The sequence below is a fragment of the Flavobacterium proteolyticum genome (genome assembly GCF_015223105.1).
Lineage (GTDB): Bacteria > Bacteroidota > Bacteroidia > Flavobacteriales > Flavobacteriaceae > Flavobacterium > Flavobacterium proteolyticum.
In genome coordinates this window covers 237850-262048 of the sequence record NZ_JADFTZ010000001.1, presented here as the reverse complement: position 1 = coordinate 262048, position 24199 = coordinate 237850, and the positions used below count along the sequence as shown (strand labels likewise).

General features: G+C 33.3%; 21 protein-coding genes and 1 tRNA gene. 17 read left to right on the top strand and 5 right to left on the bottom strand.

The annotated features are described in order from the left end of the window. The first annotated feature begins 159 nt into the window (after positions 1-159). The 17 genes from mraZ (at position 160) to IM755_RS01005 (ending at position 18181) form a co-directional block, all read left to right on the top strand. Positions 160-630, top strand: coding sequence for a division/cell wall cluster transcriptional repressor MraZ (gene mraZ, locus IM755_RS01085; RefSeq protein ID WP_194093228.1), 471 nt, complete (start codon positions 160-162; stop codon positions 628-630). After that, positions 605-1513, top strand: a complete 909-nt coding sequence (gene rsmH, locus IM755_RS01080; RefSeq protein ID WP_194093227.1) for a 16S rRNA (cytosine(1402)-N(4))-methyltransferase RsmH — start codon at positions 605-607, stop codon at positions 1511-1513. The genes mraZ and rsmH overlap by 26 nt, the downstream gene beginning before the upstream one ends. A 6-nt stretch (positions 1514-1519) precedes the next feature. Further along, entirely contained in the window at positions 1520-1876 is a 357-nt protein-coding gene (locus IM755_RS01075; RefSeq protein ID WP_194093226.1) for an FtsL-like putative cell division protein, read from the top strand. Next, positions 1867-3849: a penicillin-binding protein gene (locus tag IM755_RS01070; RefSeq protein WP_194093225.1), complete on the top strand. Its 1983-nt coding sequence runs from the start codon at positions 1867-1869 to the stop codon at positions 3847-3849. Before IM755_RS01075 ends, IM755_RS01070 begins: the two co-directional genes overlap by 10 nt. Beyond that, positions 3846-5309 (top strand): UDP-N-acetylmuramoyl-L-alanyl-D-glutamate--2,6-diaminopimelate ligase, encoded by a 1464-nt coding sequence (locus tag IM755_RS01065; RefSeq protein ID WP_194093224.1) that lies wholly within the window; start codon positions 3846-3848, stop codon positions 5307-5309. Before IM755_RS01070 ends, IM755_RS01065 begins: the two co-directional genes overlap by 4 nt. Before the next feature lie 73 nt (positions 5310-5382). Then, positions 5383-6603, top strand: a complete 1221-nt coding sequence (mraY, locus tag IM755_RS01060; RefSeq protein ID WP_194093223.1) for a phospho-N-acetylmuramoyl-pentapeptide-transferase — start codon at positions 5383-5385, stop codon at positions 6601-6603. Between the two features lies 1 nt (position 6604). Beyond that, positions 6605-7939 carry a UDP-N-acetylmuramoyl-L-alanine--D-glutamate ligase gene (gene murD, locus IM755_RS01055; RefSeq protein ID WP_194093222.1) on the top strand — a complete coding sequence of 445 codons (1335 nt, stop codon included), beginning with the start codon at positions 6605-6607 and terminating at the stop codon, positions 7937-7939. A gap of 89 nt (positions 7940-8028) precedes the next feature. Further along, positions 8029-9384: an FtsW/RodA/SpoVE family cell cycle protein gene (locus IM755_RS01050; protein ID WP_194093221.1), complete on the top strand. Its 1356-nt coding sequence runs from the start codon at positions 8029-8031 to the stop codon at positions 9382-9384. Positions 9385-9433: 49 nt separating this feature from the next. Beyond that, positions 9434-10519 (top strand): undecaprenyldiphospho-muramoylpentapeptide beta-N-acetylglucosaminyltransferase, encoded by a 1086-nt coding sequence (gene murG, locus IM755_RS01045; protein WP_194093220.1) that lies wholly within the window; start codon positions 9434-9436, stop codon positions 10517-10519. Positions 10520-10568: 49 nt separating this feature from the next. Then, positions 10569-11915: a UDP-N-acetylmuramate--L-alanine ligase gene (murC, locus tag IM755_RS01040; protein ID WP_194093219.1), complete on the top strand. Its 1347-nt coding sequence runs from the start codon at positions 10569-10571 to the stop codon at positions 11913-11915. Beyond that, entirely contained in the window at positions 11902-12624 is a 723-nt protein-coding gene (locus IM755_RS01035; RefSeq protein ID WP_194093218.1) for a cell division protein FtsQ/DivIB, read from the top strand. The genes murC and IM755_RS01035 overlap by 14 nt, the downstream gene beginning before the upstream one ends. Positions 12625-12632: 8 nt before the next feature. Next, complete coding sequence (ftsA, locus tag IM755_RS01030) at positions 12633-14009, top strand: cell division protein FtsA (protein ID WP_194093217.1); 1377 nt, start codon at positions 12633-12635, stop codon at positions 14007-14009. Between the two features lie 11 nt (positions 14010-14020). Further along, positions 14021-16009 (top strand): cell division protein FtsZ, encoded by a 1989-nt coding sequence (gene ftsZ, locus IM755_RS01025; protein ID WP_194093216.1) that lies wholly within the window; start codon positions 14021-14023, stop codon positions 16007-16009. Positions 16010-16142: 133 nt separating this feature from the next. Next, positions 16143-16592, top strand: a complete 450-nt coding sequence (locus IM755_RS01020; protein WP_194093215.1) for a GatB/YqeY domain-containing protein — start codon at positions 16143-16145, stop codon at positions 16590-16592. An 84-nt stretch (positions 16593-16676) separates the two neighbouring features. Continuing rightward, positions 16677-16750, top strand: a tRNA-Arg gene (locus IM755_RS01015). Between the two features lie 81 nt (positions 16751-16831). Then, positions 16832-17692 carry a zinc-dependent peptidase gene (locus IM755_RS01010; RefSeq protein WP_194093214.1) on the top strand — a complete coding sequence of 287 codons (861 nt, stop codon included), beginning with the start codon at positions 16832-16834 and terminating at the stop codon, positions 17690-17692. Between the two features lie 69 nt (positions 17693-17761). Further along, the gene (locus IM755_RS01005) at positions 17762-18181 is read left to right on the top strand and encodes a CBS domain-containing protein (RefSeq protein ID WP_194093213.1); all 420 of its coding nucleotides are present in this window, start codon (positions 17762-17764) and stop codon (positions 18179-18181) included. A gap of 41 nt (positions 18182-18222) precedes the next feature. On the opposite strand, the gene rpe is transcribed toward IM755_RS01005, so the two are convergent. The 5 genes from rpe to IM755_RS00980 form a co-directional block, all read right to left on the bottom strand. Then, positions 18223-18882 carry a ribulose-phosphate 3-epimerase gene (gene rpe / locus IM755_RS01000; RefSeq protein ID WP_194093212.1) on the bottom strand — a complete coding sequence of 220 codons (660 nt, stop codon included), beginning with the start codon at positions 18880-18882 and terminating at the stop codon, positions 18223-18225. A gap of 238 nt (positions 18883-19120) precedes the next feature. Then, positions 19121-19984, bottom strand: a complete 864-nt coding sequence (locus IM755_RS00995; RefSeq protein ID WP_014389330.1) for a sigma-70 family RNA polymerase sigma factor — start codon at positions 19982-19984, stop codon at positions 19121-19123. A gap of 107 nt (positions 19985-20091) precedes the next feature. Then, positions 20092-21786 carry a hypothetical protein gene (locus IM755_RS00990; RefSeq protein ID WP_194093211.1) on the bottom strand — a complete coding sequence of 565 codons (1695 nt, stop codon included), beginning with the start codon at positions 21784-21786 and terminating at the stop codon, positions 20092-20094. Continuing rightward, positions 21783-22976: a DUF4249 domain-containing protein gene (locus IM755_RS00985; RefSeq protein WP_194093210.1), complete on the bottom strand. Its 1194-nt coding sequence runs from the start codon at positions 22974-22976 to the stop codon at positions 21783-21785. Before IM755_RS00985 ends, IM755_RS00990 begins: the two co-directional genes overlap by 4 nt. Positions 22977-23003: 27 nt before the next feature. After that, positions 23004-24197, bottom strand: a complete 1194-nt coding sequence (locus IM755_RS00980; protein ID WP_026724208.1) for a DUF4249 domain-containing protein — start codon at positions 24195-24197, stop codon at positions 23004-23006. Positions 24198-24199 lie beyond the last annotated feature (2 nt).

Below are 24199 nucleotides of genomic sequence, written 5' to 3'. Positions count from 1 at the left end.
TGATTAAATTCTTCTGAAATATTGATTTTGCAAATAATGTTTTGTTAAAAGTGGAAAATCGAGTTTTGAAATCCAAAAACTTATTAACAAAGTGGTAGTTTGTGGTAAAAAGTGGTAAAATTTTTCTAAATTTGTCCATATTCTAATCGAAAAGAAAAGTTGAAAACATTAATCGGAACATACGAGTGTAAAGTGGATGCCAAAGGAAGGCTGATGCTGCCTACGTCGCTAAAGAAACAATTGGGTTCTTTAGAGGAAGGTTTCGTGTTAAAACGTTCGGTTTTTCAGCCTTGTTTGGAATTATTCCCAATGGCGGAATGGAATAAAATGATTTTGAAAATCAATAAACTAAATCGTTTCAATAAAAAAAATGATGATTTTATTAGAAGATTTACAGCAGGAGTTAAAATGATTGAGATTGATGCAACAGGACGACTTTTAATTCCGAAAGATTTAGTGGTTTTTGCTCAAATTGATAAAGATATTGTGTTGAATTCAGCTATCAATATCATCGAGATTTGGGATAAAGATAAATACGAAAATGCGATTGAAAACGCTGTAGGTGATTTCGCAGACTTGGCAGAAGAAGTAATGGGTAATTTTAATGAAGACGAGGATGGAATATCATAATCCAGTATTGTTAAAAGAAACAGTTGATGGGTTGAATATTCATCCTGATGGTGTGTATGTGGATGTTACTTTTGGTGGTGGCGGTCACTCGAGAGAAATTATGAGTCGTTTAGGTAAAAACGGAAAATTATTCGCTTTTGACCAAGATTTAGATGCTTTGAAAAATGCGATTGATGACGAACGATTCACTTTAATTAATGAAAACTTTCGTTACATAAAAAGATTTTTACGTTTCCACGGAATCAAACAAGTAGATGGGATTTTGGCTGATTTAGGAGTATCCTCGCATCAGTTTGATGTTGCAGAAAGAGGTTTTTCAACTCGTTTTGATGCCGAATTGGATATGAGAATGAATCAAAAAGGCGACATCAGTGCGTATCATGTAGTAAACGAATACGACGAACAAGATATTGCGAGAGTTTTGTTTGATTACGGCGAATTAAAAAATGCTAGAGCGATGGCAAACGTAATCGTAACCGCTCGAAAAGATAAAGAAATCCGAAATTCGGACGAATTGAAAAAAGTGTTAGCGAAATTTTTGCCAGGACATAAAAGCAATAAAATTTTAGCTCAAATATATCAAGCCATTCGTATTGAAGTGAATCAGGAAATGGATGTTTTGAAAGAGTTTTTAGAACAGTCCTTAGAGATTCTGAAACCTGGAGGCCGACTGAGTGTTATCTCGTATCACTCACTAGAAGATAGATTGGTAAAACGATACATGCGAAACGGCATGTTTGAAGGAGAACCCGAAAGAGATTTCTTCGGAAATTTTAAAGTTCCTTTCAAAATTATTGAAAAATTAATTGTTCCTACAGAAGAGGAAATAGCATCAAACAACAGAGCACGAAGTGCAAAACTAAGAGTAGCAGAAAAAATATAGCAATACATGAAAAACGGAATCTACAGTTTACTAAAAGCAAAATTTCTTATAAGTGATGACGCTCTTAAGAACTGGAAATTCATCGTTTTTTTGGTAATCTTAGGAATGATGGCTATTGCAAACAATCATCAATACGATGCAAAAAATTACCGAATTACCGAATTAACCAATCAAGTAAAAGAATTGCGTTCTGAATTTGTAGATCGTCGTTCGGAATTGATGAAGTTAAAAATGGAATCTACAGTGGCAAAAAAAATGGAAACTCGTGAAATCTTTCCATCTGAAGTGCCACCGGTTAAAATAGTTGTTGAAAGTCAAGAAAATAAAAAGAGTTTTTGGGATAAATTGAAAATATGGCAGTAGAAGATAAAAAAATATCGTACCGCATGTATTTTGTAGCTTTCATGTTTCTCGTGATGGCTGTTTTGATATTGATAAAACTCAACAATATTCAATGGGTTGAAGGACCATATTACAGAAAGTTAGCACAAGAAAGAACGGTTAAAAATTTCACTATTCCAGCTAACAAAGGAAATGTATATTCAGCAGATGGAAGTTTATTAGCTACATCAATTCCAGAATATTCAATTTATTTTGATGCTGTAGCACCTTCATCGGAACTTTTCAAAGAAAATATTCAAGCGCTTTCGGATTCACTTTCTGTGATGTTTGGAAAATCATCCGGACATTATCAAGCAAAATTGCAAAAGGCACGCGCTAATAAAAGTCGCTACTTATTCATCGCAAAAAAGTTGAGTTATACCGAGCAAATGCGTTTAAAATCGTTTCCATTATTTAATAAAGGAGCGAATAAAGGAGGTTTAATCATTGAGCAAAAAATTGTTAGAGAACACCCAATCGGATTAGTAGCAAAAAGAACCATTGGTTACGAGCGTTCAAACGAGGATGGTAAAGGTTTAGAGTACGCTTTTCGCGATTATTTGAACGGAAAAAATGGCCACAGAATGATGCAAAAAATTGCAAAAAATCAGTGGAAACCTATTAACGATATAAATGAAAAAGAGCCACAAGATGGTTACGATATTATTTCAACAATTGATGTTTATATTCAAGATATTGCACATCATGCGTTACTAAAACAATTGGAATATTACAGCGCCGATCACGGTTGTGTGGTAGTAATGGAAACCAAAACAGGCCAAATCAAAGCGATTTCAAATTTAGGAAGAGCAGATGATGGTTCGTATTATGAAACACAAAATTACGCGATTACCGAGTCGCATGAGCCAGGTTCGACTTTCAAGTTGATGGATTTGATTGCGGTTTTAGATGATAAAAAAGCAGATACGGGAACGGTTTATAATTCTTTTGGTGGCGAAATTCAATATTACGGAAGAAGAGTAAGAGATTCTCACAAAGGTGGTTACGGAAAAATTTCTCTAGCAAGAGGTTTTGAAGTTTCATCGAACACGGTTTTAGTGCAATCGGTTTATGAGAGTTATAAAAATAATCCAAAACAATTCGTAGATAGAATCAATAGTTATGGATTGAACAAACCTCTTGGTTTACCAATAAAAGGAGAAGGAATTCCAGTTATTCCTCAGCCAGGAACAAATCGTTGGTCGGGAGTAGCATTGCCTTGGATGGCTTTTGGTTACGGATTATCCGTTACACCATTGCAAACTTTGACTTTATACAACGCAGTTGCTAATGACGGAGTGATGGTAAAACCAATTTTTGTTAGCGAAATCAAAGAGTGGAACAAAACCATTAAGAAATTTGATACACAAGTAATCAATCCGAAAATCTGTTCACAGGAAACTTTAGATAAAGTTCATGCGGTTTTGGAAAACGTGGTTAAAAAAGGAACGGGTTCTAAGTTGTATTCGAAAGATTTTTCAATGGCGGGGAAAACGGGAACTGCTCAAGTAAATTATAAAGACAAATCAAAATTATATTATGCTTCTTCTTTTGTTGGATATTTTCCAGCAGACGAACCAAAATATTCTTGCATTGTAGTAGTTCACAAACCAAATGTTGCGGCTGGATATTACGGAGCCGATGTTGCTGGACCTGTTTTTAAAAGAATCGCACAGAAAATCTTTACCGATTCTCCATCAACAAATCATGTAAAAAATATCAATGCTAAAGTAGTTTCTCAAGAAAAAAATTACGCTGAGTACTACAAAAAAGTAGAAAAAGAAGAGCGAATTGTTCCAAATGTAAAAGGAATGGAAGGAATGGATGCAGTAGCATTATTAGAGAATTTAGGATTAAAAGTAATTGTGAAAGGTGTTGGAAGAGTGAAGAATCAATCACTAACATCTGGACAAGCTTTTAATAAAAATCAAACAATCATAATCGAATTATCGTGAAGCAATTAAAAGACATATTATATAAAGTACACATTGAAGCAGTTCATGGCGCTACCGATGTTGTCGTTTCAAAAATTGAATTCGATTCGAGAAAAATTGAATTGAACGATGTTTTCGTAGCTATCAGAGGAACACTTTCTGATGGTCATGATTATATTGAAAAAGCACTAAGTCTAGGTGCTATTGCGGTAATTTGTGAAGAATTCCCAAGTGTAATTGTAAACGGCGTTACTTATATTAAAGTAAAAGATTCTAACGAAGCGTTAGCTTTTTTAGCAGCTAATTACTACGAAAATCCTTCAGAAAATATCAGATTAGTTGGTGTAACAGGAACAAATGGTAAAACTACAATCGCTTCATTATTATACCAATTATTCAAAAAAGCAGGTTATAAAGTAGGATTGTTATCAACCGTAAAAATTATGGTTGACGAACAAGAATTCAAAGCAACCCATACAACGCCAGATTCTTTAACTATCAACAAGTATTTAGATTTAATGGTACAAGAGGGTTGCGAATTTTGCTTTATGGAAGTTTCTTCGCACGGTGTTCATCAAAAAAGAACGGAAGCCTTGCGTTTTGAAGGTGGAGTTTTCACCAATTTATCACACGATCATTTAGATTACCACAATACGTTTGCTGAATATCGCGATGTAAAAAAATCATTCTTTGATAATTTATCAAAAGATGCCTTTGCAATTACCAATATCGATGACAAAAACGGATTGGTAATGCTTCAAAATACGAAAGCAAGAAAATTAACCTACGCTTTAAAATCCTATGCCGATTACAAAGCGCAAATTTTAGAAAATCAATTATCGGGATTGTTATTGAAAATCAATGATAACGAAGTTTGGGTAAAATTAATTGGTTCGTTCAACGCCTATAATTTATTAGCAATTTATGGAGTAGCAGTCGAATTAGGAATCGAAAAGACTGAAGCGTTACGCTTGCTTTCCGAATTAGAAAGTGTTTCTGGGCGTTTTCAATTTATTGTTTCCGATTCAAAAATTACTGCAATTGTAGATTATGCTCACACACCTGATGCATTGGAAAATGTATTAAAAACTATAGAAGATATTCGCACTAAAAACGAACAATTAATCACAGTTGTAGGTTGTGGTGGCGATAGAGATAAAACAAAAAGACCAATTATGGCAAACATTGCTTCATCAATGAGTGATAAAGCCATTTTTACGTCAGATAATCCAAGAACTGAAAATCCAGAAACGATTATCGAAGAAATGGAAAAAGGAGTAGAGCCTCAAAATTTCAAGAAAACCGTTTCGATTTTAGATAGAAAACAAGCCATTAAAACCGCTTGTCAATTAGCAAATCCAAACGATATTATTTTAATCGCTGGAAAAGGTCATGAAACGTATCAAGAAATTAACGGAGTTCGTCATGATTTCGATGATTTACAAATAGTAACGGAGTTATTAAAACAATTGAATAAATAATTGTTTCGAGTTACGAGTTTCGTATATAAAGATAAACCCGAAACTTGAAACCTGAAACCTGAAACTTTAAAATATGTTATATTACATCTTTCAATACTTAGACAAAGCCTTTGATGTTCCTGGAGCAGGAGTTTTTCAATACATTACTTTTCGCTCGGCATTAGCTTTTATTTTGTCGTTGTTAATTGCTACGATTTATGGTAAAAAAATCATCAATTATTTGAGAAACCAACAAGTAGGTGAAACCGTTCGTGAACTTGGTTTAGAAGGACAAACTGCAAAAGCAGGAACTCCAACAATGGGTGGAATCATCATCATTTTGGCTACATTAATTCCGGTTTTGTTATTAGCGAAGTTGAATAACATTTACATCATTTTATTGATTGTTACCACACTTTGGATGGGAACTATCGGTTTTATAGATGATTACATTAAAATTTTCAAAAAAGACAAACAAGGTTTAAAAGGGATTTTTAAAGTAATTGGGCAAGTTGGTTTAGGTTTAATAGTAGGAACCGTTTTGTATTTGAGTCCAGATGTAACCGTTCGTAAAGACACTTTAACATCAAGAGTTAAAATCGAAAACAACATAAAACCAGCGGATTTAGAAGAAAAATCAACGGCAACAACCATTCCGTTTATGAAAAACAATGAGTTTGATTACGCAGAAGTATTATCGTTCATGGGAGATGGTTACAAAGATTATGCTTGGTTGATTTTCATTCCGATGGTAATTTTAATCATCACAGCCGTTTCAAACGGAGCTAACTTGACTGATGGAATCGATGGTTTGGCCGCAGGAACTTCCGCAATTTCCGTACTCACGCTCGGATTGTTCACTTTCGTTTCAGGTAATATCATTTTCTCGGATTATTTGAACATCATGTATATTCCAAATTCGGGTGAAATGACGGTTTACATCGCTGCTTTCGTTGGAGCTTTAGTTGGATTTCTTTGGTACAATGCCTATCCAGCCTCAGTATTCATGGGTGACACAGGAAGTTTAACTATCGGAGGAATTATTGCTGTAATTGCAATTGCTATTCGTAAAGAATTAATGATTCCTGTTGTTTGTGGAATCTTCTTAGCCGAGAATTTATCGGTAATTATTCAGGTAAGTTATTTCAAATACACCAAAAAGAAATATGGCGAAGGAAGACGAATTTTCCTAATGTCGCCGTTGCATCATCACTATCAGAAAAAAGGCTATCACGAAAGTAGAATCGTAACGCGCTTTTGGATTGTCGGAATTCTGTTGGCGATTTTCTCACTCGTTTCTTTAAAATTAAGATAAGATGCGACTGGTAGTTTTAGGCGGAGGCGAAAGTGGAGTAGGAACCGCCATCTTAGGAAAGAAAAAAGGATATGATGTTTTTGTGTCGGATTTTGGAAAAATAAAAGAGAATTATAAAGAAGTTCTTACTATTAATGGAATCGCTTGGGAAGATGAAAAGCATACAGAAGATTTAATTCTGAATGCCGATGTAGTAATGAAAAGTCCAGGAATTCCCGAAAAAGCGCCCATTGTAAAAAAGCTTGTCGAAAAAGGAATTCCGGTTATTTCAGAAATTGAGTTTGCCATTCAGTTTACTGATGCTACGACAGTTGGAATTACAGGAAGTAATGGAAAAACAACGACAACGCTTTTGACGTATCATTTGTTAAAACAAGGTGGATTGAATGTGGGTTTAGCTGGAAATATTGGAAAAAGCTTCGCATGGCAAGTGGCCGAAAACAAGCACGATATTTATGTGTTAGAATTGAGTAGTTTTCAGTTAGATGGAATCATCAATTACAAGCCACATATTGCGATTTTGACTAATATCAGTCCAGACCATTTAGATAGATACAATTACGATTACAATTTGTACATCAATTCAAAATTTAGAATTACAAAAAATCAAACAGAAGCCGATTATTTGATATACGACAATGAAGACGAAGCGATTCAAAATTGGTTAAAAAACAACAAGATTAAAGCAAATAAAGTTCCTTTTTCATTAACAGGAAAACCTGAAAACGACGGAGGATACATAGAAGACAACAACATCAACAGTACTATTAAAAACGAATTATTTACTATGCCAATCAACGAACTAGCACTAGAAGGAAAACACAACATTAAAAATGCAATGGCAGCAACAGCTGTAGCGCAATTGTTGAACATTAGAAAACAAACCATTAGAGAAAGTTTGACTAATTTCCAAGGAGTTGAGCACCGATTAGAGAAAGTATTGAAAATTCAAGGAGTACAATATATCAACGATTCTAAAGCTACGAATGTAAATTCAGTTTTTTATGCTTTGGATAGTATGAATGCTCCAACGGTTTGGATTGTAGGTGGTGTTGATAAAGGAAATGATTACGATGAGTTAATGCCTTTAGTACGTGAAAAGGTAAAAGCAATCGTTTGTTTAGGTGTTGATAATACAAAAATCATAAACGCATTTAATAATGTTGTAGATGTGATGGTAGAAACCACTTCAATGTCAGAAGCAGTCCAATTAGCGCAACGTTTAGCAGAAAAAGGAGATAGCGTATTATTATCGCCAGCTTGTGCAAGTTTCGATTTGTTCGAAAACTACGAAGACAGAGGTAAGCAATTCAAACAAGCGGTTCACAATTTGTAAAATCTATTGTTAGCTACATAAAATGAAATAACTAAACACAATCAAAGGAAATAAGAACTATGTTCCTATGTGTTTTAAAAGATTAAAAAATGTTCGATATCATTGGTAAAATAAGAGGAGATAAAACCATTTGGGCCATAGTTTTTCTATTGGCTTTGGTTTCTTTTTTGCCAGTGTATAGTGCTAGTACCAATTTAGTTTATGTTATTGGAAACGGAACTACCATCGGACATTTAATTAAGCATGCGATTCATGTTTTATTAGGCTTTGGAATCATTTATTGGATTCACAAAATGCCATATCATTACTTCAAAGCGTTATCCATTTTCGGAATTCCTTTGGTAGCTTTATTGTTGGTTTACACATTATTCAAAGGAACGGAAATTGGTGGAGCAAACGCTAGTCGTTGGATTCAAATTCCCTTTGTAGGAGTGAGCTTTCAAACGTCTACGTTAGCATTCATTGTTATCATGGTTTACGTGGCGCGTTATTTGGCAAAAGTTAGCGATAAAGTGTATTCATTTAAGGAATCTTTTTTAGAATTATGGGTGCCTGTTGGAGCTGTTTTAGTGCTGATTTTACCTGCCAATTTTTCCACAACAGCCTTAATTTTTGCTATGATTTGTATGCTAATTTTTATCGGACAATATCCTTTAAAATATCTAGGATATGTTTTAGCGATGGGCGTTTCAGCCATGTTGTTGTTTATATTATTGGCAAAAGCTTTTCCAGATAATAAGTTTTTTAGCCGTGTAAATACTTGGGAAAAACGTATCGAACGTTTTACCAAAGACACACCAAATGAAGATGATTACCAAATTGAAAAAGCAAAAATCGCGATCGCTTCTGGAGGAGTAATTGGATTGGGAGCCGGAAAGAGTGTTCAGAAAAATTTCTTACCACAATCTTCTTCCGATTTTATTTTTGCAATTATTGTAGAAGAATGGGGATTAGTGGGTGCAGTAACTATCATCGGATTGTATTTGTTATTGTTAATTCGATTTGTAATCAATGCTCAAAAGGCTTCAAGTTTATTCGGAAAATTATTAATTATCGGACTTGGTTTTCCTATCATATTTCAAGCTTTTGTAAATATGGGAGTTGCTGTCGAGTTGTTGCCAGTAACAGGTCAGCCATTACCGTTGATTAGTAGTGGAGGAACTTCTATTTGGATGACATGTATTGCTGTCGGAATTATTCTAAGTGTGACTAAGAAAGAAGAAGAAGTAGCACTAGATTTAGAGGAAAAACGCAAACGTGATGAGGCTTTACAGCAAATTATCGATGCGCAAGTGGCTTTGAATGAAGAGAAAGAAGCCGATGAAAATCAGCAAAAAATAAACGATATTAAAAGTTCGATTAGAGAATCTTTAATTGAAGATGAAAACGGAGATGTGCTAGTAAACGGACAAAATCCAATGAACGCAGTTTTAAATAAAAAATAAAAAACAAAATCATATAATTGTCCCCTCGAGGGGACTTTAGGGGTGTAAGATGAAAAAACCAAGATTCATAATAAGCGGAGGCGGAACAGGCGGACATATTTATCCAGCTGTTGCGATTGCAAACGAATTAAAATCTCGTTTCCCAGAGGCTGAGTTTCTTTTTGTAGGTGCCAAAGATAAAATGGAAATGCAAAAAGTACCTCAAGCAGGTTACGCCATCAAAGGATTATGGATTTCAGGAATTCAACGAAAATTAACTTTAGATAATGCAATGTTTCCATTCAAACTACTTTCAAGTATGTGGAATTCATTCCGGATTATCAAAAGTTTTAAACCAGATGTGGTTATTGGAACTGGAGGTTTTGCAAGCGGAGCTGTTTTGAAAGTGGCATCTATGTTAAATATTCCAACGGTAATTCAAGAGCAAAATTCATATCCTGGAATCACCAATAAATTATTAGCTAAAAAAGCGAATAAAATTTGTGTGGCTTACGAAAATTTGGAACGATTTTTCCCAAAAGATAAAATGATTTTAACTGGAAATCCAGTGCGTCAAGATTTGATAAACGAAGCAAGCAAAAGTGAAGCTATCGCTTATTTTAAATTAGATGCTAATAAAAAAACACTTTTAGTTTTAGGCGGAAGTTTAGGTGCTAGAAGAATCAATCAATTGATTGAAAAAGAATTGGATTTTCTATTGAGTCAAAACATTCAAATCATCTGGCAATGCGGAAAATTATATTTGAACGATTACTCAAAATATAATGAAAAAGATAACGTTCAAGTAGTAGCTTTTATTGACAGAATGGATTTGGTTTACGCTGCTGCGGATGTTGTAATTTCTCGTTCAGGAGCATCATCGGTTTCGGAATTATGCATTGTGGGTAAACCAACGATTTTCATCCCATCACCAAACGTTGCCGAAGATCATCAAACCAAAAACGCAAAAGCCATTTCGGATAAAAAAGGAGCTATCTTAATCAGAGAGTCAGAATTAGAAACGCAATTTGAAACGGTTTTTTCCGATTTAATTTCAAACGAAAGTAAACAAGCTGAATTAAGTCAAAACATAAAAAAATTAGCACTGCCAAATGCAACAAAGCAAATCGCAGACGAAATAATGAAATTAGTTTAAATGTTTTCAATTTCTAAAACTTGGAACTTGAAACCTGAAACAAAAAAATATGAATCTAAATCAAATACATAACGTTTATTTCATCGGTATCGGAGGCATCGGAATGAGTGCTCTTGCTCGCTATTTTCAATACATTGGAAAAAAAGTAGTGGGTTATGACAAAACACCAACGCAGTTAACAGATGAATTGCAAGAAATTGGTTTAGAAATTCATTTTGAAGATAATATCAGCTTAATTCCAACCGATTTCTATGTTGAAAATACATTAGTAATCGTAACACCAGCCGTTCCAGTTTCACATTCTGAGTGGAATTATTTCATAGAAAGAGGATATACCATTAAAAAACGTGCTGAAGTTTTAGGAATTATTACAAAAGACACCTACTGTTTCGCTGTTGCTGGAACGCACGGAAAAACTACAACTTCAAGTATTTTAGGTCACGTTTTATATGAAAGTGGTGTAGATGTAACGGCTTTTTTAGGTGGAATTGTGGAGAATTATAATTCCAATTTAATCGGTTCAGGAAAAACGGTTACCGTTGTAGAAGCAGATGAATTTGATCGTTCGTTCTTGCATTTGCATCCAAACGTTTCTTGTGTAACTTCAATGGATGCTGATCATTTAGATATTTATGGAGATGCAGCAAGTATTGAGGAATCATTCAGAGAATTTGCAGCTAAAACGCTAAGCGAAAATTTATATGTAATCAAAGGATTGCCACTAGAAGGAAATACTATCGGAGTTAATAACGATGCAGATTTTTCTGCTCAAAATATCCGAATTAAAAACGGGTTTTATGTATTCGATGTAAAAACACCAACTGAAGTGGTTCAAAATGTAAAATTTGGTTTGCCAGGTCATCATAATTTGACTAACGCATTATTAGCTTTTGCTATGGCGAAATCGTATGGCGTTTCCAACGAAAAAATCATCTCAGCATTAGCAAGTTTTAAAGGAGTAAGAAGACGTTTTTCATTCCAAATTAGAGAAGAAAAATTGGTTTATATTGATGATTATGCACATCATCCAACCGAAATTAACGCGGTGCATCAAGCGGTTCGTGAATTGTATCCAGGTAAAAAAATCATTGCTGCTTTTCAACCGCATTTGTTCAGCAGAACCAAAGATTTTGTGGATGGTTTTGCAGAAAGTTTAAGTCAATTCGACGAGATTTTATTGCTGGAAATTTATCCCGCTCGCGAGTTGCCAATGGAAGGAGTAAATTCGACTTGGTTGTTGAATAAAATTAATAATCCAAATAAGAGATTAGTCAGCAAAGACGAGTTGTTCACAGCTTTTGAAAATTCAGATGCCGATGTGTTTGTAACTATTGGTGCGGGCGACATTGGTGAGTTAGTAAAAGATCTAAAAAAAGCGCTTCATGAGAAGAATTAATTGGCATACTATTCGTTTGGTGTTAATCATTTTTGTTATGATTTTCTTGTACTCTTTTTCGTCAAAGAGAAATAGTCAGCGTAAAATCAGTAAGATAGATATCAAATTTGAGTCGAATGAGAATATGTTTTTAACACATGAAATGGTTAATAACTTGTTAATACAAAATTTTGGAGGTGCTTCAACAATTCAAAAAGATAAATTAGATTTGAATACTTTAGAAACTGTTCTCGATGATCACGAGATGATTGAAAAAGCACAAGTTTTTTCAACAGTAGACGGATTTCTAAATACGCGTATTACTCAAAAGACCCCAATCGTAAGAGTTATTACTGATGTTGATAGTTACTATCTTGATTCAAAAGGAGATAGGATGTCATTGTCGGAAAATTTTTCGGCACGTGTTCCGCTGGTTGTCGGCGCAATAAGTGAAGAAAATTGTAAGCCATATTTGAAGTTGTTTAACGAAATCAAAAAAGATGATTTCTTAAGCAAAAACATTACGGCTGCTGAAATTATGCCTTCTGGAAATGTGGTGTTAACCAACAGAAGTTATGATTATAAAATAGTATTTGGGCAACCAAAGAACGTGGAAAGAAAGTTTAAGAATTATAAAGCTTTTTACCATCATGCTATTAGAGATACATTGATTAAAAATTATAAAGAAGTAAACTTGATGTTTACACAACAAGTGGTTTGTAAGAAATAGGAGAAGTTATGAACAAAGACAACATTGCAGTAGGATTAGACATTGGTACAACTAAGATTGTAGCGATGATAGGGAAGAAGAATGAATACGGAAAGCTTGAAATTCTAGGAATAGGAAAATCAAAAAGTTTAGGTGTTCACAGAGGTGTTGTAAATAATATTACACAAACCATTCAATCGATTCAACAAGCGGTTACCGATGCTGAAAACGATTCAGGTTACAAAATTAATGATGTAGTGGTTGGTATTGCTGGACAACACATTCGCAGTATTCAACATAGCGATTATATCAGTCGCCCAAATGCAGAAGAAGTAATAGGTGATGCTGATATTGATACGTTAATTGGACAAGTTCATAAATTAGCGATGTTGCCAGGTGAAGAAATTATTCACGTGTTGCCACAAGAGTTTAAAATCGACGGTCAAGCTGAAATTAAAGAACCTATCGGAATGTACGGAGGAAGATTAGAATCTAGTTTTCACGTAGTAGTAGGGCAAGCGGCTTCTATTCGTAATTTAGGAAGATGCATCAAAAGTGCCGGATTAGAATTATCTGGATTAACATTAGAGCCATTAGCTTCGGCTGATGCAGTATTGAGTCAGGAAGAAAAAGAAGCAGGAGTTGCTTTAATTGATATAGGTGGCGGAACAACCGATTTAGCCATTTTTAAAGATGGAATCATTCGTCACACAGCAGTTATTCCTTTCGGAGGAAACGTAATTACGGAAGATATAAAAGAAGGATGTTCAATTATCGAAAAACAAGCGGAGTTATTAAAAACGCGTTTTGGTTCTGCTTGGCCAGGAGAAAATAAAGACAACGAAATTGTTTCTATTCCAGGTTTAAGAGGTAGAGAGCCAAAAGAAATTTCGTTGAAAAACTTGTCAAAAATTATTCACGCTAGAGTGGTAGAAATTATTGAACAAGTATATGCCGAAATTAAATTATACGGACACGAAGATCCTAAGAAAAAATTAATTGCTGGAATTGTATTAACAGGTGGTGGAGCACAATTGCAACACATCAAACAATTGGTAGAATACATTACAGGAATGGATACCAGAATTGGTTATCCAAACGAGCATTTAGCAGGAGATTCAGACGAAGAATTGTCAAGTCCATTATATGCTACAGCGGTTGGATTAGTAATGAACAGTATTAGAAATAATACGAAAAGTGCTACTCCATTTGTAGAAATGAAAAAAGAAGAACCTGTGGTGGTTCGCCCTCAAGTAGTGGTGGAAGAGCCAGTTGTTGAGGAAGAAAAAGAGGAGCCAAAAGCAACTCAGCCTATCAAGCACGAAACAACTGATGACAAAATCAAACGTTCGTTTTTTGATAAATACATTGATAAGATTAAAGAATTTTTAGATAACGCAGAATAAAAGGAGATACTATGTCAGAATTTGGAAACATTTCATTCGATTTACCAAAAAACCAATCTAACGTAATCAAAGTGATTGGCGTTGGTGGTGGAGGTAGCAATGCCATTAACCACATGTTTAAACAAGGTATTAAAGGTGTTGATTTTGTAGTTTGTAATACTGATTCTCAGGCATTACAAAACAGTCCTGTACCAAATAAAATTCAGTTAGGAGTAAGCTTAACCGAAGGTTTAGGAGCTGGTGCTAATCCTGAAGTAGGTCAACAATCTGCTATTGAAAGTATTGCCGAAATTGAAAAAATGTTGGACAGCAATACCAAAATGGTTTTCATTACCGCAGGAATGGGTGGTGGAACTGGTACTGGTGCGGCTCCTGTAATTGCGCAATTGGCAAAAGAGCGCGACATTTTAACAGTAGGTATTGTTACGATTCCTTTTCAATTTGAAGGGAAAGTTCGCTCTGAGCAAGCGTTAGCCGGAGTAGAACGTTTACGTAAACAAGTAGATTCTTTAGTTGTTATCAATAATAATAAATTACGTGAAGTGTACGGAAACTTAGGTTTCAAAGCAGGTTTCTCTAAAGCAGACGAAGTGTTATCTACGGCTTCAAGAGGAATTGCTGAAGTTATTACACATCACTATACTCAAAATATCGACCTTAAAGATGCTAAAACAGTATTATCAAACAGTGGTACTGCTATTATGGGTTCTGCAACTGCGTCTGGACCTGAAAGAGCAAAGCAGGCGATTATGAGTGCTTTAGATTCTCCTTTATTAAATGATAATAAAATCACAGGTGCTAAAAACGTATTGTTATTAATCGTTTCAGGAACTGACGAAGCTAACGAAATCACAATTGATGAAATTGGTGAAATAAACGACTTTATTCAGTCAGAAGCTGGTTACAATGCGAATATCATCATGGGAGTTGGTGAAGAAGAGGCTTTAGGTGAAGCTATTTCTGTTACGGTAATTGCTACAGGTTTTAACATTGAGCAACAAGCTGAAATCGTAAATACAGAGCCTAAGAAAATTATTCATTCGTTAGAAGATGAGCAAAAAATTGTTCACGAATTAATGAATAAAGCGGCTTCAAACATTACAGTAAATAATCCAATTTTCGAAACTCCAAAAGTAGAAGAAGTTAAAGCGGATATCATCAATCCTATTTGTGACGAAGTGGTAGAGCAAAAAATTGTTTTCACTTTAGAGGAAGAAGTTGAAGAGCCAAAGTTTGAAATTCATACACCAGTTGCTCCAGCAATGGATTTAGTTCCAACTTCTGAATTGATCAAAAATATCGATGTGACATTTGAGGTAATTACTCCAAATGTAGCACCAACATTCGAAATCATCACACCGCAAATCAGAGAAATCGAAGTAAAAGATCCTGAATTTGTAGTAGCAAAAGAAGAAGAAATTAGTTTTTCATTCGATTTATTTGCTACAAAAGAAGAAGTAAAAGAAGTAATACAAGAGAGTACTATCGTTTTCGAATTAACTCCGGAAACACGTCAAATGGAAGTGAAAGATCCTATTAACGTGGTTCCAGTTACTGAAGTAAATCAGAACGGAATTATCAAATATTCGTTAGAAGATTACTTGGAAAAAGAAGAAGAATTAGTAGCTTCAAAACCAGTTGCAGTAGTTAACGAGCCAGTGGATGAGGAGTTAAACTTTACTATGAAAACCAATGTTCAAAAGTTGGAAGACGAAATTAAATTAGACAACGTTTCTCCATTAGAAATGTCAATCGAAGAAACATTGAAATTCAGAGCAGAAGAACGTAAAAGAAAAATGAAAGAATTCAATCATAAATTCAACAACAATGCACAAATTGATGAATTTGAAAGAGTTCCAGCATATAAAAGAATGGGGTTAGACGTTGCATCACAACCTAACACCGCCAACAATCAGTCTCGAATGTCATTAGGAATCGATAGTAACGATGATATCCAACTTCGTTCTAACAATTCGTTCCTTCACGATAATGTAGATTAATCTATTACAAACTAACCTACCCTTAAAACCCGAAGAGCAATTTTCGGGTTTTTTTATTACTTTTGCACTATGTTTGCAAAACCTGTTTTAGGGTTTGGACATAAATCAACTACAATAAATAAAAAAATACAATATGAGTTTAGAAGTAAAAATCATGGATCAAATGAAAGAAGCCATGAAAGCAAAAGATAGCGTAGCTTTAGAAGCGTTAAGAGCAATTAAATCGGCAATTATTTTAGCAAAAACAGAAGCTGGAGCTACAGATACATTAACAGAAGATCAAGAAATTAAAATGTTACAGCGTTTGGTAAAAATGCGTAAGGATAGTGCTGAAATCTTCACAAAACAAAACCGTCCTGATTTAGCAGAACCAGAATTAGCACAAATTGCAGTAATTGAGAAGTTTTTACCAGCTCAGTTATCAGAAGCAGAAGTAGAAGCAATCATTGCTAAAATCATTGCTGAAACTGGTGCTTCAGGGATTGCTTCAATGGGTAAAGTAATGGGCTTAGCAACTGCACAAATTGGAGGACAAGCGGAAGGAAAAGTAATTTCTGGAATTGTAAAGAAATTATTGGTTTAATAGAATAGTGAAAAGTAAATAATGATAAGTAAAAAGTCTAAATTTTGCTTGTCACTTTTTACTCATCACTTATCACTCAAAAAAGGCTTCGTAGTTCAACTGGATAGAATATCAGATTTCGGCTCTGAGGGTTGCAGGTTCGAACCCTGCCGAGGTCACAAATAAACGTCAAGATTTCTTGACGTTTATTTTTTTTAAACACATTATTTTTACGTTATTTGTAAGATAGTCTCAAATAAATGAATCCACCACCTGTAGAACACGAATTATTTTTAGCCGATTATATCGGTATGTTTATAGTGGTAGCGCCCTTTGCTGTAATATTTTTCTCCTTTGCATTTTATGTAGCCGAAATCGTTTATCTCCGAAATTATAAAAAACCTCTAATAGTATTTGCTAATATTAATTTTTTAAAGTTAAGTGATACTAGAAAGCATATTTTAGTTTCTAATTTTCAATTCTATAATCGATTAAAGCCTAAATATAAGCGCTATTTTGAACATCGTGTTTCAAAACTAATTCTTCATTACGATTTTGACGGAAGAGATATTGAAATTACAGAAGAAATGAAAGTAACCATTTCAGCTACTTATGTGATGTTAACCTTTGGGATGCGCGAGTATTTGAATCCTCTTTTCAAGAGAATAGTTATTTATCCAGATATTTACTATTCTTCCCAAAATGATAATTACCACAAAGGCGAATTCAATCCGAGAATGGAATCTATTGTTTTTTCATGGAAACATTTCAAAGAAGGTATCGATATAACAAATGATAATCTGAATTTAGGATTGCATGAGTTTACACACGCTTTTCATATTTATGCGTTAAAAAGTGATAAAGCAACTTTTGTGTTATTTAATGAATCACTTCAAAATTTATTCCGAGTAGTTTCAAAACCGGAAGTCAAACAACGCTTAGTTGAATCTGGATTTTTAAGAGATTATGCTTATGAAAATCAATTTGAATTTGTGGCGGTTTTGTTGGAGTACTTTTTTGAGTCACCAGATGAATTTAAGTCAAGATTTCCGTCTATATTCTTGAAAGTTAAGCATATGATTAACTTTAATGAAAGTTATTTTATTTCTTCTGTAGCTTAAAATACTGATATCTATCATGTTTTTATACTGGGATATTGAGTAACTTTATGTCATTAAAATTTCGGTATTATGAAACAAAAAGTGCCCGTGTCAACTATCATGACGAAAAATGTAGTGAAGTTGAACTTATCAGATGATTTAACAAAAGCGGAAAGCTTGTTTAAAAAGTACCACATAAGGCACATTCCAGTAGTTTATAGTAATAAAATTGTAGGAATGTTAAGTTATACCGATTTGTTGCGTATTTCTTTTGCAGATGCTGTTTATGACGACGAAGATGTTGTGGATACAACGGTTTATAATATGTTTACTGTGGAGCAAGTAATGGCTAAAAAAATAGTTTCTATCTCTCCTGAAACAACAATTAAAGAAGCAGCTGAAATTTTAGCTACAAAAGAGTTCCATGCATTACCCGTTTGTGAAGGAGAATTATTAGTAGGAATTGTAACTACAACCGATTTAATAAAATACTTAATCGATCAATATTAAATGAAAAAGCCTAACATTTTAAAGTGTTAGGCTTTTTTGAATTACTTCGTAATCTTTTTTAAATCTGCTATAGTTGCAATTGGATCCTGCGCTCCAAAAACGTAGCTACCTGCAACTAGCACATCGGCACCAGCGTCAGCTAATTGTTTAGCATTTTTATTAGTTACACCACCATCTATTTCAATTAGGGTAGATGCGTTTTTTTTATTAATTAATGCTTTTAGTTTTTCAACTTTAGCATAAGTATTTTCAATAAAAGATTGTCCTCCAAAACCGGGATTTACACTCATGATACAAACCAAATCAATATCTTGAATCACATCTTCTAATAAATCTACATTTGTGTGTGGATTTAATGCAACTCCTGCTTTCATTTCTTCGGCTTTAATAGCTTGAAGCGTTCGGTGTAAATGAGTGCAAGCTTCGTAATGAACCGTTAAAACGTCAGTACCTAATTTTTTAAAAGTTGAAATGTATCGGTCAGGATCAACAATCATCAAATGAACATCAATTGTTTTTTTAGCATGTTTGTTGATGGCATCTAAAACAGGCATTCCAAAAGAAATATTAGGAACAAAAACGCCATCCATAATATCAATGTGAAACCAATCGGCCTCACTTGCATTAATCATTTCGATGTCGCGTTGTAAATTAGCAAAATCAGCTGCCAAAACTGATGGAGCAATAAGTGTGTTTTTCATAAACTTATAAAGTGTGTGTTGTTAAGTGCAAATGTACAATATTTAAAATATTTCAACATTCAAAATTCCAAGTTGAATATTCAAAATTTTTAGTTTTCAACAATGAACAATGAACAACGAATAACGAATGTTGAATTTTGAAGTTGCTTTTAAAAATAAAACTCCGGTAATCAGCCGGAGTTTCAATCATCAATCAAAAAACGAACAGTCTTAGACTGTTGTTACTGTGATTTAGGAATTAACCTAAATAGGTTTTTAATATTTTACTTCTAGAAGTGTGTTTTAATCTTCTAATCGCTTTTTCTTTAATTTGACGAACGCGCTCACGAGTTAAATCGAAAGTTTCTCCAATTTCTTCTAATGTCATCGGGTGTTGGTCACCTAAACCGAAGTATAAACGAACCACATCAGCTTCTCTAGGAGTTAAGGTTTCTAATGCTCTTTCGATTTCAGTTTGTAACGATTCGTGAATTAATTCTCTATCTGGATTTGGAGATTCACCTGAACGTAAAACGTCGTATAAGTTAGAATCTTCTCCTTCTACTAAAGGAGCATCCATTGATAAGTGACGACCCGAGTTTTTCATTGACTCTTTTACGTCATTTACCGTCATGTCTAATTCTTTTGCAATTTCTTCTGCCGAAGGAGCACGCTCATTAGATTGCTCTAACAAGGCATACATTTTGTTGATTTTATTGATAGAACCAATTTTATTCAACGGTAAACGTACAATACGAGATTGTTCTGCCAAAGCTTGTAAAATCGATTGACGTATCCACCAAACGGCATATGAAATGAATTTGAAACCACGTGTTTCGTCGAAACGCTGTGCGGCTTTAATTAATCCTAAATTTCCTTCGTTAATTAAATCAGGAAGTGTAAGTCCTTGATTTTGATATTGTTTTGCTACTGAAACTACGAAACGTAAATTAGCTTTTGTTAATTTCTCTAAAGCGCGTTGATCTCCGGCTTTAATTCTTTGTGCTAATTCTACTTCTTCGTCAGCAGTAATAAGGTCAACTTTTCCAATTTCTTGTAGGTACTTGTCTAAGGAAGCAGTTTCACGATTGGTAACCTGCTTGGTAATTTTAAGTTGTCTCATCTAAATTTCTCCTTACTTTTTTAAAAGTTCTGGTAGTTATACGTAACAGGTTACAAAAAAGTTACAAAGAATAATAAATAATTTTTAATTTCTTAAAATCAAGAGTTTTACTTTACTTCGAAATATTCTTTTATAGAAATAGGCTCGCCATTTGGTGAAAATCCCTCTAAACTTAATTCGAATGTTCCTTCAATATCAGATGTGAAAAAATGAAATGGATTTTTCTCTTTTGATAGTAGAAAATTTGTTTCCCAAGCCAATTGATATCTGTAATCAGGGAATCGAGAATAATCTTTTTCTAAATCATAGTTAATGTTTTGATAAGGTTTTTCAGCAATACATCTTTCAATTTGTAGCGGTAAAATATTTTTTGATTTTGGATTGTACTCTCTATTAAATGTTGTTATTGAAATTATGCCACTGAAAATTTTTGAACCATAAGAATAGGCTTTTTTTACAACATCTATTTTATAAATATTATTAGTATTGTAAGTGAAAAGTTCATTTACATCTTGTAATAATAGTCCGTCAACTAATACTAATGCACTTCCAAAAGAACCAGCAGAAACGGTATAATCACTAATGTATAATTCATAATTGCCTTTGTTTTCTTTAAAATAAACGGATGGGATAATTTCTGTTATAATTTCTTTAAATGTAGGAAAACGTTTGTAATTATCTAATATAAATTCCTCTGCATTTGAGCCGTAAAAAGGGTTGGAGCTTTGATTTTTTTGCTCTAAATTTGTTTTTGTAGCATATGTATTTACAATTTGACAAGCAACCAATCGAGCTTCTATATCTTTAATTTGGTCTTTTGTAATTGTTAAATTATTTTTAAAAATCGGGTTATTTATTTGAGTTTTTGTCGAAGCATTTAAGGTAATCTGAAAATCATTTATTTCATTTTCGAAAACTTGAAGAATAATATCTGATTTTTTTAAATCTTGATCTAAAATGAAATTAAATTCTCCTTTACTGTTTGTTTTAGCAATTTTAAATTCGAAAGGTTCTCCAATGATAGATAAAGCAATATGTTTTTCATCGGTTGTTTTATTTGAATCGTTAGTGGAGATTTTTCCAGATAGCAATTCACCTCTTAACTCAGGTAAATATTTTATAGTTGACGAATTAATTAAGCTTTCTGAATTATTTTTAATAAAATCTATACTGTTTATTGCTTTATTAAATGCTAAATTGTCTGTTTTTCTTACTGAGATTGAAAAATTTCCATCCTTATATTTTTCAGATAAAGAGGTAATATCTAATTCAACTTTCTCTCTTTTTGAATAAGTATTCTTTGGAAATTTAATTAGTACCTCTTGATTTTTAAAATGGGTATCCTTTTTCGAGGTCTCAGTAATTGTTTCGTTTATGCTTTTTTCTTTGTTTTTGTAGGATAAAAATGGATTTATAATTGAAATTTCCCTTTCAAAATATTTTGATTTTGAGTTATTTTGCATCCAATTGGTGTAAGCAATTAGTTTGTAGTTGCCTGAATTGTATGTGGTATTAATAAAAATTTCATTGGCTCCAACGCCATTGTTTAATGTTATTTTATTTCGGTTTATACAAGTGCCGTTATTGTCGATAATTTCTACATAAGCAATTTTACTTATGTTACTTAATTCTTTAGAATTAGCATTCAAGCAATATATTTTATACAATAAGGTTTCGCCTGTTACAAATGTAGATTCATTTGTATGTATAAAAATAGTTTCGCTTTCAAAATTGTTATTCTGAGCGATACATTTGGATAACCATCCAAATGTAAAAGCTAATAAAATTATATATTTTCTCATTGCCAAAATGGAGGTATTACATTAGAACCTAAAACTCTACAATCACCACAAAAAGTATCTACCATTTCAAAAAGATCCCCTTCACTATTAAAATATACAATTTGACCAGCTTCGTAGGCATATTTCAAATTAAAATAGCCAAATGCTGCACATGGATCAATCCGAGAAAGACAACTTTTATCATAAACTTGAACTTCACAACGTCCATAATATTCAGGAAGAGGTTCTCCTGGAAAAAGATCAACATAATTAAAAAAGAGTCTTTTAGTTGATACCGATGCAACATTAAAAATACCAACTACGGTTTCACCGGGATTAGTTTCACATTTAATATTTCCAACGACTTCACCAGGCTGTATTTGAGAGAGAACATTTCCTGAGCTTGAGAAATTTTTTAGTGTGTTGTAAAAAACATAAGTATTGTAATTTTCAACATATTGAGTTACATTAATACTATATCGATGTGCTATTTTTGTTGTTTGTTGTGGGATGAACAGAATAGGGAAATTAGTTACTCTATCTTCCGTTTGATTATTGGTTGAAGTCAAAAGAATTTCATTTGATTTTTCTGTTCTATAGCATACTTGAGTATTGGGGTCATCTCTCAAAGAAATAATTATGTCATTGTTACTTGTAAATGTTAGTTTTTCATTCGACCATTTAGGTACAACGATTTTAAACGTTTCCTCATATGTGTAACGATAAAAATTTGAAGTAGCTGATGGGTCATAACTGTTTACTTTTATTGCAACTCCTCTTATTCCATCGTTGTTGGTTTCTACGAATGGAACAACGCTTTCTAAAGTTGAACTGCTAGGTAGTTTTTCAAGATTAGAGGAATATGTTTTACCAGTTGAAGTTTCAATTACAAGTTTGTATAAAATGCCAGGTTGTGCCTGAAATTCATTTTCAGATTTATAAAGATTGTCAATTTCTTCAAAGTTATAACTGGAACCATCATCGCCAATTATTCTAACAAATGCACCTGTCTCAATTTCTGGCTGACTTTCATTCAACCTTGACGTTCTTGTTAATTTTACTTCATGATGCTTTAATTCATTAGTTAAAGTAGCCTCAACAACCAATGAGTTTTGATAAACGTCAGATTGTAATACATAAGGCTCAGTACAACTTAAATTGCAAACTATAAATAATAGTAATAGCGATTTAATTAAGATGTTTTTTTTCATAATTAAAATTTAAAATTATATATTTTCTCATTGCCAAAATGGAGGTATTACGTTAGAACCTAAAACTGTACAATCACCACAAAAAGGATCAACCATTTCAAAAAAACGTCCATCACTCCTATAATATACTAGTTGTCCATTTTCGTATCCATATTTCAAATTAAAATAGCCATATGGTGTGCATGGATCATTCAAAGAAAGACATCTGCTGTCATATACTTGAACGTCGCAACTTCCATAATATTCTGGAAGAGGTTCTCCTGGAAAAATATCCTCATAATTAAAAAAGAGTCTTTTACTTGATACTGATGCAATATTAAAAATGCCAACTACTGTTTCACTCGGATTAGTTTCACATTTAATATTTCCAACAACTTCACCTGGTTGAACTTGTGAAAGCACATTTCCAGAACTTGAAAAGTTTTTAAGGGTATTGTAAAAGACATATGAATCGTAATTTTCAATATGTTGAGTAACATTAATACTGTATCGATGTGTTATTTTTGTTGTTTGTTGTGGAATGAACAAGATAGGGAAATTTGTTACTCTATCTTCCGCTAGATTGTTGGTTGAAGTCAAAATAATTTCATTTGACTTTTCTGTTTTATAACATACTTGAGTATTCGGATCGTCTCTCAAAGAAATAACTACTTCATTGTTACTTGTAAATGTTAGTTTTTCAGATGACCATTTAGGAGCAATAACTTTATACGTTTCTTCGTATGTGTAACGATAAAAATTTGAAGTGGCTGTTGGGTCATAACTATTCACTTTTATTGCAACTCCTCTTATTCCATCATTGTTGTTCTCTACAAATGGAATTACACTTTCTATAGGTGAGCTGGTAGGTAATTTTTCAAGATTAGAGGAATATGTTTTACCAGTTGAAGTTTCAATTACAAGTTTGTATAAAATGCCAGGTTGTGCCTGAAATTCATTTTCAGATTTATAAAGATTGTCAATTTCTTCAAAGGCGTAACTAGAACCATCATCGCCAATTATTCTAACAAACGCACCTGTCTCAATTTCTGGCTGACTTTCATTCAACCTTGATGTTCTTGTTAATTTTACTTCATGATGCTTTAATTCATTAGTTAAAGTAGCCTCAACAACTAATAAGTTTTGATAAACGTCTGATTGTAATACATAAGGCTCAGTACAACTTAAATTGCAAACTATAAATAATAGTAATAGCGATTTAATTAAGATGTTTTTTTTCATAC